This is a genomic window from Inmirania thermothiophila (genome assembly GCF_003751635.1).
GTDB lineage: Bacteria > Pseudomonadota > Gammaproteobacteria > DSM-100275 > DSM-100275 > Inmirania > Inmirania thermothiophila.
The window spans coordinates 320,092-336,883 of sequence record NZ_RJVI01000001.1; the positions used below are offsets into that span (position 1 = coordinate 320,092).

Here is a 16,792-nt window from a genome sequence, read left to right on the forward strand (position 1 = left end):
GCCAGATGGACCACTTCCACTACCGCGACGGGCGGCTGCACGCCGAGGACGTCCCCCTCGAGGCCATCGCCGAGGCCTGCGGCACGCCCTGCTTCGTCTACGCCCGCGCCACCCTCGAGCGGCACTACCGCGCCTTCGACGAGGCCCTGGCCGGGCTCGATCATCTCGTCTGCTACGCGGTCAAGGCCAACGGCAACCTCGCGGTGCTGGACGTGCTGGCCCGCCTCGGCGCGGGCTTCGACATCGTCTCCGGGGGTGAGCTCGCCCGCGTCCTGGCCGCCCGCGGCGATCCGGCGCGGGTGGTCTTCTCCGGCGTGGGCAAGGGCGAGGCGGAGATGCGGCGGGCGCTGGAGGCGGGCATCCGCTGCTTCAATGTCGAGTCGGCGGCCGAGCTCGAGCGGCTGGACCGCGTGGCGCGGGCGCTCGGCGTGCGCGCGCCGGTGAGCCTGCGCGTCAATCCCGACGTCGACCCGCGCACCCACCCCTACATCGCCACCGGCCTGCGCGAGAGCAAGTTCGGCATCCCCGCCGCCGAGGCCCCGGCCCTCTACCGCCGCGCCATGGACATGGCGGGGATCGAGGTCACCGGCATCGACTGCCACATCGGCTCCCAGCTCACGACCCTGGCGCCCTTCCTCGAGGCCGCGGAGCGCGTGCTCGCGCTCGCCGATGCGCTGCGCGCCGAGGGCATCCCCATCCGCCACCTCGACCTCGGCGGCGGCCTCGGCATCCCCTACCGCGACGAGCGCCCGCCGGAGCCGGCCCAGTACGCCTCGGCCCTGCGCCAGCTCCTCGCCGGGCGCGACTACGCGGTCATCCTCGAGCCCGGGCGCGCCATCGCCGGCAACGCCGGCGTGCTCCTGACCCGGGTCGAGTACGTCAAGGAGCAGGGGGGGCGGCGCTATCTCATCGTCGATGCCGCCATGACCGAGCTCATCCGTCCGGCCCTCTACGATGCCTGGCACGAGATCGTCCCCGTGCGCCTGCGCCCGGACGCCGAGCCGGTGCTGTGCGACGTCGCGGGGCCGGTGTGCGAGAGCGGCGACTTCCTCGGCCGCGGGCGGCGCCTCGCCGCCGCCGAGGGCGATCTCCTCGCGGTGCGCTCGGCCGGGGCCTACGGCTTCGTCATGGCCTCCAACTACAACGGCCGCCCGCGCCCGGCCGAGGTCATGGTGGACGGCGGGCGCTTCCACGTCGTGCGCGAGCGCGAGCCGGTGGAGGCGCTGTGGGCGGGCGAGCGGACGCTGCCGCGGGGGTAGGGCGGTGCGCTTCGTCAAGATGCACGGGCTCGGCAACGACTTCGTCGTCATCGACGCCGTGCGCCAGCGGGTGGAGATGACGCCGGAGCTGGCGCGCCGGCTCGCCGACCGCCGCCGCGGCATCGGCTGCGACCAGGTGCTGCTGGTGGAGCCGGCGGCGGACCCGCGGGCCGACTTCCGCTACCGCATCTTCAACGCCGACGGCGGCGAGGTGGAGCAGTGCGGCAACGGCGCCCGCTGCCTCGCCCGCTTCGTGGTGGACGAGGGCCTGTGGCAGGCGCCGCGGCTGGTGGTGGAGACCCGCGGCGGTCTCGTCGGCCTCTTCCTCGAGCCCGACGGCCAGGTCCGCGTCGACATGGGGCCGCCGCGGCTCGAGCCGGCCGAGATCCCCATCGACGCGCCCGCGCGCGCCCTGCGCTATCCCCTGGAGGTGGAGGGCGAGCGCGTGGAGGTGGGGGCGGTCTCCATGGGCAACCCCCACGCCGTGCTCGAGGTGGCGGACGTGGCGGCGGCGCCGGTGGGGCGCCTGGGGCCTGCGCTGCAGCGCCATCCGGCCTTCCCCGCCGGGGTCAACGTCGGCTTCCTCCAGGTCCTCTCCCCGGAGGCGGTCCGCCTCCGGGTCTACGAGCGCGGCGCCGGCGAGACCGAGGCCTGCGGCAGCGGCGCCTGTGCCGCGGTGGTGTGGGGGCGGCTCGCCGGGCGGCTCGGGCCGCGGGTGCGGGTGCACCTGCGCGGCGGGGACCTTGTGATACATTGGCCCGGCGAGGGCGAGCCGGTGTGGATGACCGGACCCGCCGAGCGGGTCTTCGAGGGACGGATCCGGACATGAGCAGCCAGCGGCAGAGCGGTCTCGACGAGGACGCGGCCACCGAGGCCCTGGTCGCCCGCTATCTCTCGGCCCATCCGGACTTCTTCGAGCGCCACAAGGCCCTGCTCGCGGCGATGCGGCTGCGCCACGAGTGCGGGGCCGCGGTCTCCCTCATCGAGCGCCAGGTCCAGGTCCTGCGCGAGCAGAACCAGGGGCTGCGCCGCAAGCTCACCGAGCTGATCGAGGTCGCGCGCGACAACGACCGGCTGCACGAGCGGCTGCACCGCCTGGCGCTGGCGCTCATGGACGCCGGCGGGGCCGAGGACGTGGTGGCCACCGTGCGCGAGCACATGATGGGGACCTTCCACGCCGACGCCGTGGCGCTGGTGCTCTTCGACGCCGACGCCGCGGCCCTGCCCGACGGGGCGCGCGCGGTGGCCCGCGACGACCCCGAGCTCGAGCGCCGCTTCGGCAACTTCCTCGGCCTCGGCAAGCCACTGTGCGGGCGGCTCACGCGCGAGCAGCTGGAGTTCCTCTTCGCCGAGGCGGCGGGGGAGGTCGCCTCCGCCGCCCTCGTGCCCCTGTGCGCCGGGCGCGTGCAGGGGATCCTCGCCATCGGCAGCCGCGAGCCCGAGCGCTTCCTGCAGGGCATGGGCACCCTCTTCCTCGGCCACATGGGGGAGCTCGTCGCCCACGCCCTGGGCGGGCGCCTCGGGGGCTGAGGCGCGGCGGTGTCCGGGCCCGATCCCGGGGCGGTCGAGGCCTTCCTGCGGCACCTCGCGAGCGAGCGGCGCCTCTCGCCGCACACCGTCGCCGCCTACCGGCGCGATCTCGAGGCCCTCGCCGCCTTCTGCCGCCGCCAGGGGATCGCCGCCTGGGAGGCCCTGCGGCCGTGGGCGGTGCGGGCCTTCGCCGCCGAGCGCCGCCGCCGCGGCGCCTCGCCGCGCAGCATCGCCCGCACCCTCAGCGCCGTGCGCGGCTTCTACCGCTATCTGCTCCGCGAGGGGCGGGCGCGGCTCGACCCCGCGGCCGAGGTCTCCGCCCCGCGCGCCCCGCGCCGGCTGCCGGAGACCCTCTCGGTGGAGGAGGCGGCGGCGCTGGTGGAGGCGCCGGGGGACGACCCCCTGGGGCGGCGCGACCGCGCCCTCCTGGAGCTCTTCTACTCGTCGGGCCTGCGCCTCGGCGAGCTCGCCGCCCTCGACGCCGACGGGCCGGATCTCGGCGCGGGCACGGTGCGCGTGCGGGGCAAGGGCGGGCGCGAGCGCGAGGTGCCGGTGGGCCGCCGCGCCCGCGACGCCCTCGCCGCCTGGCTCGCGGTGCGCCCCGGGCTCGCCGCGCCGGACGAGCGTGCGCTCTTCGTCTCCCGGCGCGGGCGGCGCCTGAGCGCGCGTGCGATCCAGGCGCGGGTGCGCCACTGGGGGCTCGCCGCCGGGCTCGGCCGCCGCGTCCATCCCCACCTCCTGCGCCACGCCTTCGCGACCCATCTCCTGGAGTCCAGCGGCGACCTGCGCGCGGTGCAGGAGCTGCTGGGCCACGCCCACATCGCCACCACCGAGGTCTACACCCACCTCGACCTGCAGCATCTCGCCCGCGTCTACGATCAGGCCCATCCCCGCGCCCGCAGGGGCCGCCGCTGACCCCGGCGGTGGGGTCTGCGGGGAGGCCTCAGGGGGCGGGGCCGGTGAGGCGGTCGAGGCGCAGGCGCGGCGCGGACACGTGGGCGCGAAGCGCCGGAAGCGGGGAGCGCCGCGGAGCGCCGTCGTCGGGGCGTCGGCGGTGGGGGTCTGCGGGGAGGCCTCAGGGGGCGGGGCCGGTGAGGCGGTCGAGGCGCAGGCGCGNNNGCGGGGAGCGCCGCGGAGCGCCGTCGTCGGGGCGTCGGCGGTGGGGGTCTGCGGGGAGGCCTCAGGGGGCGGGGCCGGTGAGGCGGTCGAGGCGCAGGCGCGGCGCGGACACGTGGGCGCGAAGCGCCGGAAGCGGGGAGCGCCGCGGAGCGCCGTCGTCGGGGCGTCGGCGGTGGGGGTCTGCGGGGAGGCCTCAGGGGGCGGGGCCGGTGAGGCGGTCGAGGCGCAGGCGCTCCCGCCCGTCGGTGAGGCGGCGGGTGGCGATCCAGACCGCGCCGAGGGTGCCGAGCCCGCTCGCCGCCGCGATCAGGAGCAGGATCAGGAGCTGATAGCGCACCGCCTCCAGCGGCGGGGCGCCGGCGAGGATCTGGCCGGTCATCATCCCGGGCAGGCTGACCACGCCGGCGGCGGCCATGGCGTTGATGATGGGGATCATGCCGGCGCGCACGCTCTCGCGGCGCAGGCCGCCCACGGCCTCGGCCCAGGGCTCGCCGAGGGCGAGGCGCTGCTCGATCACCGCGGCCTCGCGCCGGATCCCCTGGTGCAGGCGGTCGAGGCCGATGGCGACGCCGTTCATGGCGTTGCCGAGCAGCATCCCGAGCAGGGGCACGGCGTAGCGGGGCGCGTACCACGGTTCGGGGGCGATGATCACGGCGAGGGCGAGGACGGTGACGGCGAAGGTGGACAGCGCGATGGGCAGGGTGCTCGCCGCCAGCCCCCAGCCGCCGCGCAGGCGCACCTGCTGGCGCGCCAGCACCTCGCGCCCGGCCACCGCGAGCATGAAGGCGGCGACGGCGGCGACGAGCGCGGGGTGGCGGGCGGCGAACAGGGCCTTGAGGACGAGCCCGACGAGGGCGAGCTGCAGCGCCGCCCGCGCCGCCGCCGTGAGGAGGCCGCGGCCGATGCCGAGGCCGAGGGCCGCGGAGAGGCCGGCGAGGGCGAGGACGAGGGCCGCCGCGAGGGCCAGATCCAGGGGCGAGAGCGGGATCACGCCGCCGCCTCCAGCCGCCGGCCGCGGATCTCGAGGACGGAGCCGCCGAGGCGCGCGGCCTGCTCCTCGTCGTGGGTCACCCACAGCGCCAGGGCCCCGGTGCGGGCGAGGTGCTCGCCCACCAGCCGCTCGATGCGGCGCGTGTTGACGGGGTCGAGGCGCGCGGTGGGCTCGTCGAGGAGGAGCACGCGCGGCCCGCGCGCGAGCAGCCGCAGCAGGGCGAGGCGCTGGAGCTGGCCGCTGGAGAGGCGCTCGAGCGGCTCGTCGAGCACCGTCGCCGCAAGCCCCGCGGCGGTGAGCCCGGCCTCGACGCCGGGCGGGAAGTGATCGCGCGCCCGCGCGCCCCACCAGCGCGGCTCCGCGGGAAGCCACGCCACCTTGCGGCGCCACTGGGGTGCCGGCATCGCCTCGGCGGGGACGCCGTCGAGCAGGGCGCGGCCGCGGTGCGGCTCGAGGTCGGCGATGGCGCGCAGGAGCCGGGTCTTGCCGCTGCCCGAGGGGCCGCGCAGCACCGTGATGGTGCCGGGGGCGAGGTGCAGGTCCACGGGCTCCAGCGGCGGGACGGCCAGCCCCTCGAGGACGAGCCCCTCAGCCATCGCCGGCCTCCAGCGGGGCGGCGTCGAGGAGGCGGATGTCGCGGGCGAGCCCCGCCAGGGCCCGCGCCGCCCGCCGCCCGAGCCAGCGCTCGGCCCCCTCGTAGGCGTTGCGCTCGAGGCTCGTCACCACCAGCTCGAGGCGGGCGCGGTCCGGGGCGTAGTGGTGGGCCAGGGCCTCCACCGCGCGGGGGTCGGCGGGGCGCATGGGGGGCATGGTGTGGGCGGGGCTCGTGACGCGCTCGACCCGCACCGAGGAGAAGAGGGCGGCGAGGCGCTGGCGGCCGCCGTTGCGCGCCGCCTGCAGCACGAAGGCGGTGACGTCGTCCACCGCCGCCAGGAGGTCGGGCTCGGCGAGCCCCAGCTCCACCAGGCGCGGCAGCGGCGGGAAGTAGCCGAGGCCGCGCTCGGCGACCCCGCGGGCCACCGCCTCGGCCAGCGTCTCGCCGAGCAGGCGCGGCGAATAGCGGGCCATCGCGGTGACCGCGGCGTCGTCGAAGCGCAGCAGCAGCGCGATGCGGGCGCGGTGGACGTGGAGCGAGGCCATCGCGGCAAGGATAAGGGCGGGGGCGCGCCGCCGCCATCCGCGCCGCCCGGTTGCGTGCCGGCGGGGGCTGCGGAACAATCCTCTCCCGTTCCCCGTGGAGGCGTCGGCCATGATCAGCCAGAAGACCATCGACGAGCTCGCCAAGGGCCTGGCGGCGATGGTGCCGCCGGGCATGCGCGAGCTGCAGCAGGACATGGAGCGCAACTTCCGCGCCGTGCTCCAGGCCTTCTTCGCGCGCATGGACCTGGTCACGCGCGAGGAGTTCGACGTCCAGGCCGAGCTGCTCGCGCGCACGCGGACGATGGTGGAGCGGCTGGAGCGGCGCGTGGCGGCGCTGGAGGCCCACGCGGGCATCACGCCGCCGGCCGAACCGCCGCTGGAGGAGGGGCCGGAGGACCCGCCCACCTGAGGGGCGTCCGCGGGGGGAGGGATCCGCCCTGACGCTTGCGGTGGTCCACAGCCGCGCCCAGGAGGGGGTCGCGGCGCCGGAGGTGGTGGTCGAGGTGCACCTGGGTGCGGGCCTGCCCGCCCTCACCCTCGTCGGCCTCCCGGAGGCGGCGGTGCGCGAGGCCAAGGATCGGGTGCGCAGCGCGCTGGTGAGCGCCGGCTTCGACTTCCCCGCCCGCCGCATCACCATCAACCTCGCCCCCGCCGATCTGCCCAAGGAGGGCGGGCGCTTCGACCTGCCCATCGCGGTGGGGATCCTCGCCGCCTCGGGCCAGGTGCCGGCGGAGGCCCTCGACGGCCACGAGCTCATCGGGGAGCTGGCCCTGACCGGGGCGCTGCGGCCCTGCCGCGGGGTCCTGCCGGCGGCGCTGGCCGCCCGCCGCGCGGGCCGCGCCCTCGTCGTCCCCGAGGGCAACGCGGCCGAGGCCGCCGCCGCGGGCGGCCGCGTCCTCGGCGCCGGGCACCTGCTCGCGGTGTGCGCCCACCTCGCCGGGCGCGAGCCGCTGGCGCCGGCCGCGGCCCCCGAGCGGGGCGGCGTGGGGGCGGTGCCGGATCTCGCCGACGTGCGCGGCCAGCACCAGGCGCGTCGTGCCCTCGAGGTGGCCGCCGCGGGTGGCCACAGCCTGCTCCTCATCGGCCCGCCCGGGACCGGCAAGAGCATGCTCGCCCAGCGCCTGCCGGGGATCCTGCCGCCCATGACCGAGGAGGAGGCCCTGGAGGCGGCGGCGGTGGCCTCCGCCGCCGGCTGCTTCGATCCCGCCCGCTGGGGCCTGCGGCCCTTTCGCGCCCCCCACCACACGGCCTCGGCGGTGGCCCTGGTGGGCGGGGGCGGGCAGCCGCGGCCGGGGGAGGTCTCCCTCGCCCACCACGGCGTGCTCTTCCTGGACGAGCTCCCGGAGTTCGACCGCCGCGTCCTCGAGGCCCTGCGCGAGCCCCTCGAGAACGGCAGCATCACCGTCTCGCGGGCGGCGCGGCAGGCGGAGTTTCCCGCCCGCTTCCAGCTCGTCGCGGCCATGAATCCCTGCCCCTGCGGGCACCTCGGCGACCCCGCCGGGCGCTGCCGCTGCACCGAGGAGCAGGTGCGCCGCTATCGCGCCCGCATCTCCGGGCCGCTGCTCGACCGCATCGACCTGCACGTGGAGGTGCCGCGGCTGCCCCGCGAGGAGCTGCTGGCGGGGCGCCCGGGGGAGGACTCGGCCGCGGTGCGCGCCCGCGTGGCGGCGGCGCGCGGGCGTCAGCTGGCGCGCCAGGGGCGGGCCAACGCCGCCCTCGACGCCGCCGGGGTGGAGCGCCACTGCCGTGCGGCGCCGCAGGCGGCGGCGCTGCTCGCCGCCGCCATCGAGCGGCTGCGGCTCTCGGCACGCGCCTACCACCGCATCCTGCGGGTGGCGCGCACCATCGCGGATCTTGCCGGCGCCGAGACCATCGCCCCCGAGCACGTGGCCGAGGCGGTGGGCTACCGCCGCCTCGACCGCCGCCTCGCCTGAGGCGCTCACGGGCGCGCCGGCGCCGGGCGCAGCCCCGCGACGAGGCGGCGCAGGTCCTCGAGGATCAGATAGCCCACCGGGACCAGGACCAGGCTCAGGAGGGTCGCGTAGAGGACGCCGAAGCCGAGGGAGACGGCCATCGGGATGAGGAACTGGGCCTGGGTGCTGCGCTCGAAGATGATCGGCGCCAGCCCCCCGAAGGTGGTGAGCGAGGTGAGGAGGATGGGGCGGAAGCGGGCCACCCCCGCCGCCCGTACCGCCTCGGCGAGCGCCATGCCGCGGGCGCGGTGGCGGTTGGTCCAGTCCACCAGGACGAGGCTGTCGTTGACCACCACGCCCGCCAGCGCCAGCAGCCCCATGACGCTCATGATGCTGAGGTCCATACCCATGAGGACGTGGCCGAGGAAGGCGCCGACGAGGCTGAAGGGGATCACCAGCATCACGATCAGGGGCTGGACGTAGGAGCGCAGCGGGATCGCCAGCAGGGCGTAGATGGCGAAGAGGAGCAGCGCGGTGCCGGCGGCGAGCCGGCCGAAGGTCTCGCGCTGCTCGGCGAGCTCGCCGCCGAAGCGCCAGGCGAGCCCCGGGTGGCGGGCCGCGAGCCCGTCCAGGAACGGGGCGAGGTCGCGGGCGACGGCGTTGAGGTCCACGCGCCCCTTGTCGGCGTCGGCGTGGACGGTGACCACGCGGCGGCGGTCGAGGTGGCGGATGGTGGTGAGGCCGCGGCCGAGGTGGAGCTCGGCCACCCGGGCGAGGGGGACGGCGGCGCCGTCCGGGGTGCGGATCCGCAGCCGCTCCAGGGTCGCCACCGAGCGCCGCTCCGCCTCGGGGTGGCGCACCATCACCCGCACCTCGTCGCGGCCGCGCTGCAGCCGCTGCACCTCGGCGCCGTGGAAGGCGGCGCGCACCTGCCGCGCGACGGTGGCGGCGTCGAGCCCGTAGCGGGCCGCCTGCGGGCGCAGGCGCAGCTCGATCTCGGGCTGGCCGCGGTCGAAGTCGTCCTCGATGTCGAACACCCCGGCGTAGCCGGCGAGGCGGCCGCGCACCTGCGCCGCGACTGCGCGCAGGGCGGCGAGGTCGGGCCCCGAGAGCTCGATCTCGATAGGGTCGCTGCTGCGACCGATCTCGGCGCGGAAGGTGAGGCTGCGGGCGCCGGGGACGTCGCCGATGAGGCGCCGCCAGGCCTGCACCAGCTCGGGCGTGGTCACCGCCACCGTCCGCTCCTCCGGGGGCACCAGCTCGAGGGCCACCTGGCCCAGGGTCGGGCTGCCGCCGCGCCGTCCCGGCGAGCCGCCCGAGGCGGTGGCGCCGGTGCGCACGAGGATGTGGCGGATCACCGACTCGCCGCTCGCGGGGTCGGTGTAGCGGGCCTCGAGCTCGGCCGCGGCGGCGGCGATGCGCGCGATCTCGGCGGCGGTGACCTCGGCCGGGGTGCCGGGCTCCATCTGCAGCGTCGCCTGCGCCACCTCGCTCGCCACCCGCGGGAAGTAGGTGAAGCCGTAGCGGCCGCTGGCGGCGATGGCGAGCACCGCCACCGAGACCGCGACGAAGAGGGCGAGGGCGGCGTAGCGCCAGGCCAGCACCCGCGCGAGAAAGGGCCCGTAGGCGCGCGCCACCCACGCCTCGAGCCCGTCGGCCACCGCGTGCTGCAGCCGCGCCCAGGCCGAGGGTGCGGTCTCGCGCGCGCGCACGTGGCGCATGTGCGCGGGCAGGATGAGCTTCGACTCGAGCCAGGAGAAGACCAGGGCGACGATGGCGACGAGGGCGATCTGGGCGAAGAGCTGGCCGCGCACGCCCGGCACCATCATGAGCGGCGCGAAGGCCGCCGCGGTGGTGAGCATGCCGAAGGTCACCGGCACCGCCACCTCCCGGGTGCCCGCCACCGCCGCCTGCAGCGGCGCCTCGCCGCGGCGCAGGTGGGCGTAGATGTTCTCGCCGGTGACGATGGCGTCGTCCACCACCACCCCGAGCATGAGGATGAAGCCGAAGAGGCTGATGATGTTGAGGGTGATGCCGAGGTCCGGCAGCAGCGCGAGGGTGCCGAGGAAGGCCACCGGGATGCCGAGGCAGACCCACACCGCCACCGCCACCCGCAGGAAGAGGGCGAGGAGGACGAAGACCACCAGCCCCCCCTGCCAGGCGCTCTTGGCGAGGGTCTCGAGGCGCAGGCGGACGATGCGCGAGCGGTCGCGCCAGTAGTCGATGCGCACCCCCTCGGGCAGGCGCGCCTGCGCCGCGGCGACGTAGTCGCGCACCGCCCGCCCCACCTCGATGGCGCTTCCGCGGGCGCTGCGGTAGACGTCGAGGACGAGGGCCGGACGGCCGTCGAAGCGGGTCTCGAGGGGGGTCTCCTCGAAGCCGTCGCGCACGGTGGCGATCTCGCCGAGGCGCACGAGGCCGCCCTCGGCGTCGGCGAGCACCGGGATCGCGGCGAAGCCCTCGGCGCTGCGCGGCTGGGCGCGGGTGCTGAGCAGGATCTCGGCGCCGGGCGTGCGCAGGCTGCCGGCGGGGAGGTCGAGGGCATGGCGGCGCACCGCCTCCACCACCTCATCGAGGGTCAGGCCGAGGCGGTCGAGGGCGGCCTCCGGGACCTCGATCGCGAGCTCCCGCGGCCGCACCGCCGCGAGCTCCACCGCCGCCACGCCGGGCAGGCGGGCGAGCTCGTCGCGCACCTGCTCGGCGATGCGGCGCAGGGCGTCCTCGCCGAGGGCGCCCGAGACCACCACGCTGATCACCTCACGGCGCGAGACCGAGACCGCGTAGCGGGGCCGCTCGGCCTCGGCGGGGAAGGCGGTGATGGCGTCGACGCGGTTGCGGATCTCGTCCAGGAGCTCGCGCGGGTCGGTGCCCTCCTCCACCTCCACCGAGACCCGGCCCGCCCCCTCGTAGGCGTAGGAGGCGATGCGCGCGATGCCCTCGAGGTCGGCCACCGCCTCCTCGATGCGGGTCACCACCCCCTCCTCCACCTCCCGCGGCGTCGCCCCCGGCACCGCCACCGCCACCTCCACCACGTCACGCTCGATCGCGGGGAAGACCTCCAGGGGCAGGCGGCCGGCGAGGGACCAGAGCCCGAGGGCCATGATCGCCGCCATGAGCAGGTTGGCGGCGACCTCGTTGCGGGCGAACCAGGCGATCACGCCCCGCCCCCGGCGGCGGCCACCGGGCGCACCCGCGCCCCGTCCGGGAGGGTGGGCGGCACCCCGAGGGCGATGCGGCTCCCGGCCGCCAGCCCGCGCACGGCGAGCCGGTCGCGGTCGCGCCAGACCACCTCTACCGCCTGCCGGCGCAGCCGTCCGCCGTCCTCGATGAGCGCCACCCGGCCGTCGGCGTCCACCGCCTCGCGCGGCAGGGGCACCACCGCGGCGAGCAGCCGCCCCTCGATCTCGGCCTCCACGAACTGGCCGATGGGGATGGGCGGCGTGCCGTCGGGCCGCGGCCGGAAGGGGTCGCGGATCTCGGCGACGAGGATGTGCTCGCGCGTGCGCGGGTCCACCGCGGGCTCCACCCGCGCGATGCGCCCCGTCCACGCCTGCCCGCCGGCGCGCAGGCGCACCGCCCGGCCCACCGCCGGCGCGAGCAGCGCCAGGTCGGCATCGCCCACGGGCAGGCGCACCTCGGCGCGCTCGACGGCGTGGATCTCGGCCAGCGCCGTGCCGGGGGTGACGTAGCGGCCGAGATCGGCGAGGCGGCGCAGGACGCGCCCGGCATAGGGGGCGCGGACCTCCGTGCGCGCCAGGTCCAGCTCGGCCCGGCGCAGCCGCGCCTCGGCCGCCGCCACCTCGGCGCGGGCGCGGGCGAGCTGCGGCTCGCGCGCGGCGAGCGGTGGAGCCGGCTCGCCCGGGTGGAGCTGGCGCCAGTCGCGGCGGGCCTGCTCGGCCCGCGCCTCCTCCTCGCGCAGGGCGGCGCGGGCGGCAGCGAGGGCGGCGCGGGCCTCGTCGCGGGCGATGAGGTAGCCGGCCGGGTCGATGCGCGCGAGGAGCGCACCGGCATCGAAGAACCCGCCCGGCTCGAGCTCCACCGCCACCAGCCGCCCCGCCGCCTCCGCGGCGAGGGTCGTCTGCACCGCCGCGGCCACGGTGCCGTGGCTCTGCACGGTGGCGCGCACCGGGCGCGGCACGGCCTCGATCCAGCGCACCGGGGGCGGCGCCGCCGCCGGCGGGCGGCGCGGGGCTTCGGGCGCGGTGGCCATGAGCCAGGCCGCCACCCCGGCGCCGGCGGCGAGCAGCGCGAGGGCGGCGAGGGCGTGGAGGGCGCGGCCGGGGGCCCGGCGCGGCGGCGCCTGCGCCGGCGGCTCGTGGGCGGGGGGCAGGGGCTCGGGGCGGCTCATGGCTCGAGCAGATCGGCGAAGGGGCGGTCCCGCTCGAGCCGCTCCACGAACCAGGCGAGGGCCCGCCCCCGCGCGTCCTCGCGCCAGGCCAGGTGGAGGTCGGCCGGCGCGCTGGCGTGGGCGAGGCGCTTCTCCACCAGGCGCCCGGCGGCGAGGTCCGCGGCCACCAGGTAGCGGGGGACGTGGCCGACGCCGAGGCCGTGGCGGTGCGCCGCCACCTTGTCGCGCATCTCGGGCAGGGTGAGCACGTCCTGTCCCGAGAGCAGGGCGGCGGTGCGCGGGGGCAGGCGGCGGGAGCTGTCCGCCGCGGCGACGGCGCGATGGCGCAGCAGGACCTGGTCGCTCACGGGCTCCGGGGCCTCGGCCAGCGGATGGCCGCGCGGGACCACGAAGACGAAGGGCAGGTGTCCCAGGGGGCGGGTGGCGTAGCCGCCGTTGGCGGGGCCCTCGCCGCTTGCGCCGATGGCGAGATCGGCGCGCCCCGAGGCGAGGGCGTCCCAGACGCCGCCGAAGACCTCCCGCAGCAGCCGCAGGCGGGTGCCGTGGTGCTCGGCGTAGAAGGCCTCGACGAGGGGGAAGAGCCGCTCCAGCGGCAGCAGGTCCGAGACCGCCACCGCAAGCTCCGCCTCCCAGCCGGTGGCCACCTGCCGCACCATGCGCTCCAGCCCCCCCGCCGCCCACAGCAGGTTGCGGCCCTGCTCCACGAGGACGCGGCCGGCCTCGGTCAGGCGCGCGCGGTGGCCGCTGCGGTCGAAGAGGACGACGCCGAGGTCCTGCTCCAGCTTCTGCACCGTGTAGGTGATGGCCGAGGGGACGCGGTGCAGCTCCTCGGCGGCGGCGGCGAAGCTGCCGCGCCGCTCGATGGCGTCGAGGACCACGAGGGCGTCGAGGCTGATGCGCGGTCGCAACGGCTCCTCCGCGGCGGGGGCTCTCCCCGTTTTAGGCGCAGCGCGCGCCGCTGGCAAGGGCCCCGGCGGCGGCGCCGGGCCGGCTGCTAGAATGGTCGGCCACCGTCGGAGCGGGGCGCCGGACGACAACCAAGAGAGGAGGCCTGCCCGTGAGCGCGACACCCGATGCCTTCAACGCCTGGCTCATCGAGAGGGACGAGGGCGGCTACCGCTGCGCGCCGCGCACCCTGAGCGCGGCCGACCTGCCGGAGGGCGACGTGCTGGTGCGTGTGCGCTACTCCAGCCTCAACTACAAGGACGGCCTCGCCGTCACCGGCAAGGGCAAGATCGCCCGCCGCTTCCCGCTGGTGCCGGGGATCGACCTCGCCGGCGAGGTGGTGGAGTCGGCCGCGTCCGACTTCAAGCCGGGCGACCAGGTCCTCATCACCGGCTGCGAGATCGGCGAGCTGCACTGGGGCGGCTACAGCCAGTACCAGCGCGTGCGCGCGCAGTGGCTGGTCCCGATCCCGGCGCCCTTCGACGCCCGCCTTGCCATGGGCATCGGCACCGCGGGCTTCACCGCGGCGCTGGCCGTGCTGGCGCTGGAGGACCACGGCATCGGTCCCGACCTCGGCCCCATGGTGGTGACCGGGGCGGCCGGCGGCGTCGGCAGCATCGCCGTGGTCCTGCTCGCCCGCGCCGGCTACCGGGTGGTGGCCTCCACCGGGCGGGCCGGCGAGCGCGGCCCCTTCCTGCGCGAGCTCGGCGCGGCGGAGGTGATCGAGCGCGAGGTCCTGGCCGCGCCCTGCCGGCCGCTGGAGTCGGAGACCTACGGCGGCGGCGTCGACACCGTGGGCGGGCAGACGCTGGCCTCGCTCATCGCCCGCACCCGCCACGGCGGTGCGGTGGCGGCCTGCGGCCTCGCCGGCGGCCACGAGCTCCACACCACGGTCTTCCCCTTCATCCTGCGCGGGGTCAGCCTGCTCGGCATCAACTCCGTGATCCTGCCGCCGGAGCGGCGCCGCCGCGCCTGGGACCGCCTCGCCGCCGACCTCCCGGTGGAGGTGCTGGAGCGGCTGATTCGGGTCGAGCCCATGAGCCGGCTGCGCGAGCTGGCCGAGGACATCGTCGCCGGCCGCATCGCCGGGCGCGTGGTCATCGACGTCGACGCCTGAGCGGCACCCCGCAGTCGCCCGCGCGGGGGTAGAATGCGCCGCTCGCTCGCGGAGGCGCCATGGAGCTCAACCCCCGACAGCGCGAGGCGGTGACCTGGATCGACGGGCCGCTGCTGGTGCTCGCCGGCGCCGGCAGCGGCAAGACCCGCGTCATCGCGCACAAGATCGCCCACCTCCTCGGGCCGTGCGGCTACGCCCCCCGCCACGTGGCCGCGGTCACCTTCACCAACAAGGCGGCGCGGGAGATGCGCGAGCGCGTCGCGGCCCTCACCGGGGGGCGCGGGGCGCGCGGCCTGACGGTGTGCACCTTCCACAGCCTGGGGCTGGAGATCATCCGCCGCGAGACCGAGGCCCTGGGGCTTCGCCGCGCCCCCACCATCCTCGACGCCGCCGACAGCCTCGGCGTGCTGCGCGAGGTGGCGGGGCCGGCCTCGCCGGCGCTGGTGGAGGCGGCGCGCGCGCGCATCTCGGCGTGGAAGGACGATCTGGTCACGCCCGCCGAGGCCCGGGCGCGGGCGGCGAGCGACGAGGAGGCCCGCGCGGCCGAGCTCTACGAGGCCTACCAGCGGCACCTTCGGGCCTACGGGGCGGTGGACTTCGACGACCTCATCCTGCTCCCGGTGCGGCTGCTGGAGGGGGATGCGGCGGCGCGCGAGCGCTGGCAGGGGCGCATCCGCTACCTGCTGGTGGACGAGTACCAGGACACCAGCGGCGCCCAGTACCGGCTCGTGCGCGCGCTGGTGGGGGTGCGCGGCGCGCTCACCGTGGTGGGCGACGACGACCAGTCCATCTACGCCTGGCGCGGGGCCCGTCCCGACAACCTGGCGCGGCTGGCGGAGGATTTCCCCGGCCTCAAGGTGGTCAAGCTGGAGCAGAACTACCGCTCCACCGGCCGCATCCTGCGCGCCGCCAACCGGCTCATCAGCCACAACCCGCACCTGTTCGAGAAGCGGCTCTGGAGCGAGCTCGGCGCGGGCGACCCCATCCGCGTGCTGGCCTGCCGCGACGAGGAGGACGAGGCCCTGCGGGTGGTCTCGGAGATCGTCACCGACCGCTTCCGCCGCGGCGGGCGCTGGCGCGACTATGCCATCCTCTACCGAGGCAACCACCAGGCCCGCCCCTTCGAGCGGGCCCTGCGCGAGCAGGGGGTGCCCTACTTCATCTCCGGCGGGACCTCCTTCTTCGAGCGCACCGAGATCCGCGACCTCGTCGCCTACCTGCGGCTGATGGTCAACCCCGACGACGACCCCGCCTTCCTGCGCGTGGTCAACACGCCGCGGCGCGAGATCGGGGCGCGGACGGTGGAGGCGCTGGCGCGCTACGCCGGCGAGCGCGGGGTCGGGATGCTGGCGGCGTGCCTCGAGCTGGGGCTGCGCGAGCACCTGCCGGCGCGCGCCGCCGAGCGCCTGGAGGCCTTCGCGCGCATGATCGTCGAGCTCGGCGACCGCGGCGAGCGGGGCGATCCGGCGGCGGCGGTGCGCGAGCTGGTGCGCGCCATCGACTACCGCACCTGGCTCGAGGCGTGCTGCGCCGACGGCGCCGCCGCCGAGCGCCGCTGGGCGAACGTCGAGGAGCTCATCGCCTGGATCGGGCGCCTGGCGGAGGAGGCCGGCGGTGAGGGGCGTCTTGCCGCCGTCGTCGAGCGGCTGGTGCTGATGGACATCCTCGAGCGCGACGACGAGGAGCGCGGCGGCGACCGCGTCACCCTCATGACCCTGCACGCGGCCAAGGGCCTGGAGTTCCCCTGCGTCTTCCTGGTGGGCTTCGAGGAGGGGCTGCTGCCCCACCAGAACGCGGTCGAGGCCGGCACCGTCGAGGAGGAGCGGCGGCTCGCCTACGTCGGGATCACCCGCGCCCGGCGCCGCCTGGTCCTGACCTGGGCGCGCAAGCGCCGGGCCCGCGGCGAGACCGTCGAACGCGAGCCCAGCCGCTTCCTCGACGAGCTGCCGCGGGAGGAGCTGGTGCTGGAGGGGGCCGGTGCCGTGGCCGACCCCCGGGAGCGGGCGGCCCGGGGCCGCGCCCACCTCGCCAACCTCAAGAGCCTGCTCGGGGCCGGCTGAGCCGGCGGGCGCGGCCCCCGCGCCCTCAGCGGCCCTTGCGGACCTTCTTCGGCCGCGTGTTGCCGTAGGTGCCGCGCCAGATCTTGCCCCGGCGCGTGCGGCGATCACCCTTGCCCATGATGGAACCTCCGCAATCGTCAGGGATCCTCAGCGCGGCGCCATTCTACGGGCGGGACGGGCGCCGCGGAAGGCGGGCGCGCCACGGCGGCGGAAGGGGGCGGGGCCGGCGCAGGGGGTTGGCGCGCCCGAGAGGATTCGAACCTCTGACCTTCGGCTCCGGAGGCCGACGCTCTATCCAGCTGAGCTACGGGCGCCTTGCGACGGCGGCCGCGCGGGATGCGGGCCGCCCCGGTGGCGCGCACTGTACCGC

At 77.1% G+C, this 16,792-nt stretch carries 15 protein-coding genes and 1 tRNA gene; 8 read left to right on the top strand and 8 right to left on the bottom strand.

Annotation, left to right across the window (positions count from 1 at the left end; translation table 11 throughout):
* Positions 1–5 precede the first annotated feature (5 nt).
* From lysA to xerC, 4 genes are read left to right on the top strand one after another with little or no spacing between them, the layout of a single operon-like run.
* Positions 6–1,259 carry a diaminopimelate decarboxylase gene (lysA, locus tag EDC57_RS01500; protein WP_123399546.1) on the top strand — a complete coding sequence of 418 codons (1,254 nt, stop codon included), beginning with the start codon at positions 6–8 and terminating at the stop codon, positions 1,257–1,259.
* Positions 1,260–1,278: 19 nt separating this feature from the next.
* Positions 1,279–2,088, top strand: coding sequence for a diaminopimelate epimerase (gene dapF, locus EDC57_RS01505; RefSeq protein ID WP_123400879.1), 810 nt, complete (start codon positions 1,279–1,281; stop codon positions 2,086–2,088).
* Positions 2,085–2,789 (top strand): DUF484 family protein, encoded by a 705-nt coding sequence (locus EDC57_RS01510; RefSeq protein WP_123399548.1) that lies wholly within the window; start codon positions 2,085–2,087, stop codon positions 2,787–2,789. The genes dapF and EDC57_RS01510 overlap by 4 nt, the downstream gene beginning before the upstream one ends.
* 9 nt (positions 2,790–2,798) lie before the next feature.
* Positions 2,799–3,704 (top strand): tyrosine recombinase XerC, encoded by a 906-nt coding sequence (gene xerC, locus EDC57_RS01515; RefSeq protein WP_123399550.1) that lies wholly within the window; start codon positions 2,799–2,801, stop codon positions 3,702–3,704.
* Between the two features lie 397 nt (positions 3,705–4,101).
* Here xerC and EDC57_RS01520 read toward each other — a convergent pair whose 3' ends face one another.
* Genes EDC57_RS01520 through EDC57_RS01530 form a run of 3 tightly spaced genes read right to left on the bottom strand, consistent with a single transcriptional unit; the run spans position 4,102 to position 6,039 of the window.
* Positions 4,102–4,899: an ABC transporter permease gene (locus EDC57_RS01520; protein ID WP_123399552.1), complete on the bottom strand. Its 798-nt coding sequence runs from the start codon at positions 4,897–4,899 to the stop codon at positions 4,102–4,104.
* Entirely contained in the window at positions 4,896–5,495 is a 600-nt protein-coding gene (locus EDC57_RS01525; protein WP_123399555.1) for an ABC transporter ATP-binding protein, read from the bottom strand. Before EDC57_RS01525 ends, EDC57_RS01520 begins: the two co-directional genes overlap by 4 nt.
* Positions 5,488–6,039 (bottom strand): hypothetical protein, encoded by a 552-nt coding sequence (locus tag EDC57_RS01530; RefSeq protein ID WP_123399557.1) that lies wholly within the window; start codon positions 6,037–6,039, stop codon positions 5,488–5,490. The genes EDC57_RS01525 and EDC57_RS01530 overlap by 8 nt, the downstream gene beginning before the upstream one ends.
* A 109-nt stretch (positions 6,040–6,148) precedes the next feature.
* On the opposite strand from EDC57_RS01530, the gene ubiK reads away from it, so the two are divergent.
* Together ubiK and EDC57_RS01540 are read left to right on the top strand one after the other, a co-directional pair.
* Positions 6,149–6,448, top strand: a complete 300-nt coding sequence (gene ubiK, locus EDC57_RS01535) for a ubiquinone biosynthesis accessory factor UbiK (RefSeq protein ID WP_123399559.1) — start codon at positions 6,149–6,151, stop codon at positions 6,446–6,448.
* Positions 6,449–6,476: 28 nt separating this feature from the next.
* Positions 6,477–7,973, top strand: a complete 1,497-nt coding sequence (locus EDC57_RS01540; protein WP_123399561.1) for a YifB family Mg chelatase-like AAA ATPase — start codon at positions 6,477–6,479, stop codon at positions 7,971–7,973.
* A 5-nt stretch (positions 7,974–7,978) separates the two neighbouring features.
* Here the strand turns inward: EDC57_RS01540 and EDC57_RS01545 are convergent, their stop codons facing one another.
* Genes EDC57_RS01545 through EDC57_RS01555 form a run of 3 tightly spaced genes read right to left on the bottom strand, consistent with a single transcriptional unit; the run spans position 7,979 to position 13,208 of the window.
* The gene (locus EDC57_RS01545; protein WP_123399563.1) at positions 7,979–11,110 is read right to left on the bottom strand and encodes an efflux RND transporter permease subunit; all 3,132 of its coding nucleotides are present in this window, start codon (positions 11,108–11,110) and stop codon (positions 7,979–7,981) included.
* Positions 11,107–12,300, bottom strand: coding sequence for an efflux RND transporter periplasmic adaptor subunit (locus tag EDC57_RS01550; protein ID WP_123399565.1), 1,194 nt, complete (start codon positions 12,298–12,300; stop codon positions 11,107–11,109). Before EDC57_RS01550 ends, EDC57_RS01545 begins: the two co-directional genes overlap by 4 nt.
* Positions 12,297–13,208, bottom strand: a complete 912-nt coding sequence (locus EDC57_RS01555) for a LysR family transcriptional regulator (RefSeq protein WP_123399568.1) — start codon at positions 13,206–13,208, stop codon at positions 12,297–12,299. Before EDC57_RS01555 ends, EDC57_RS01550 begins: the two co-directional genes overlap by 4 nt.
* 149 nt (positions 13,209–13,357) lie before the next feature.
* Here EDC57_RS01555 and EDC57_RS01560 point away from each other — a divergent pair, with 149 nt between their 5' ends.
* Both EDC57_RS01560 and EDC57_RS01565 read left to right on the top strand, forming a co-directional pair.
* On the top strand, positions 13,358–14,362 hold the full coding sequence (locus EDC57_RS01560; RefSeq protein ID WP_211331851.1) for an MDR family oxidoreductase: 1,005 nt from the start codon (positions 13,358–13,360) through the stop codon (positions 14,360–14,362).
* Between the two features lie 59 nt (positions 14,363–14,421).
* Positions 14,422–16,422 carry a UvrD-helicase domain-containing protein gene (locus EDC57_RS01565; RefSeq protein WP_123399570.1) on the top strand — a complete coding sequence of 667 codons (2,001 nt, stop codon included), beginning with the start codon at positions 14,422–14,424 and terminating at the stop codon, positions 16,420–16,422.
* A 25-nt stretch (positions 16,423–16,447) separates the two neighbouring features.
* On the opposite strand, the gene EDC57_RS01570 is transcribed toward EDC57_RS01565, so the two are convergent.
* Together EDC57_RS01570 and EDC57_RS01575 are read right to left on the bottom strand one after the other, a co-directional pair.
* Positions 16,448–16,540: a 30S ribosomal protein THX gene (locus EDC57_RS01570; protein ID WP_123399572.1), complete on the bottom strand. Its 93-nt coding sequence runs from the start codon at positions 16,538–16,540 to the stop codon at positions 16,448–16,450.
* Between the two features lie 119 nt (positions 16,541–16,659).
* A tRNA-Arg gene (locus tag EDC57_RS01575) sits at positions 16,660–16,736 on the bottom strand.
* Positions 16,737–16,792: the final 56 nt, after the last annotated feature.

What these genes read in the sequence shown, in the direction of transcription:
- EDC57_RS01565 (WP_123399570.1), top strand. Translation starts at nt 14,422, where the DNA reads ATGGAGCTCAACCCCCGACAGCGCGAGGCGGTGACCTGGATCGACGGG.
- lysA (WP_123399546.1), top strand. Translation starts at nt 6, where the DNA reads ATGGACCACTTCCACTACCGCGACGGGCGGCTGCACGCCGAGGACGTC.
- EDC57_RS01525 (WP_123399555.1), bottom strand. Translation starts at nt 5,495, where the DNA reads ATGGCTGAGGGGCTCGTCCTCGAGGGGCTGGCCGTCCCGCCGCTGGAG.
- EDC57_RS01510 (WP_123399548.1), top strand. Translation starts at nt 2,085, where the DNA reads ATGAGCAGCCAGCGGCAGAGCGGTCTCGACGAGGACGCGGCCACCGAG.
- EDC57_RS01550 (WP_123399565.1), bottom strand. Translation starts at nt 12,300, where the DNA reads ATGAGCCGCCCCGAGCCCCTGCCCCCCGCCCACGAGCCGCCGGCGCAG.
- EDC57_RS01530 (WP_123399557.1), bottom strand. Translation starts at nt 6,039, where the DNA reads ATGGCCTCGCTCCACGTCCACCGCGCCCGCATCGCGCTGCTGCTGCGC.
- dapF (WP_123400879.1), top strand. Translation starts at nt 1,279, where the DNA reads ATGCACGGGCTCGGCAACGACTTCGTCGTCATCGACGCCGTGCGCCAG.
- ubiK (WP_123399559.1), top strand. Translation starts at nt 6,149, where the DNA reads ATGATCAGCCAGAAGACCATCGACGAGCTCGCCAAGGGCCTGGCGGCG.
- EDC57_RS01570 (WP_123399572.1), bottom strand. Translation starts at nt 16,540, where the DNA reads ATGGGCAAGGGTGATCGCCGCACGCGCCGGGGCAAGATCTGGCGCGGC.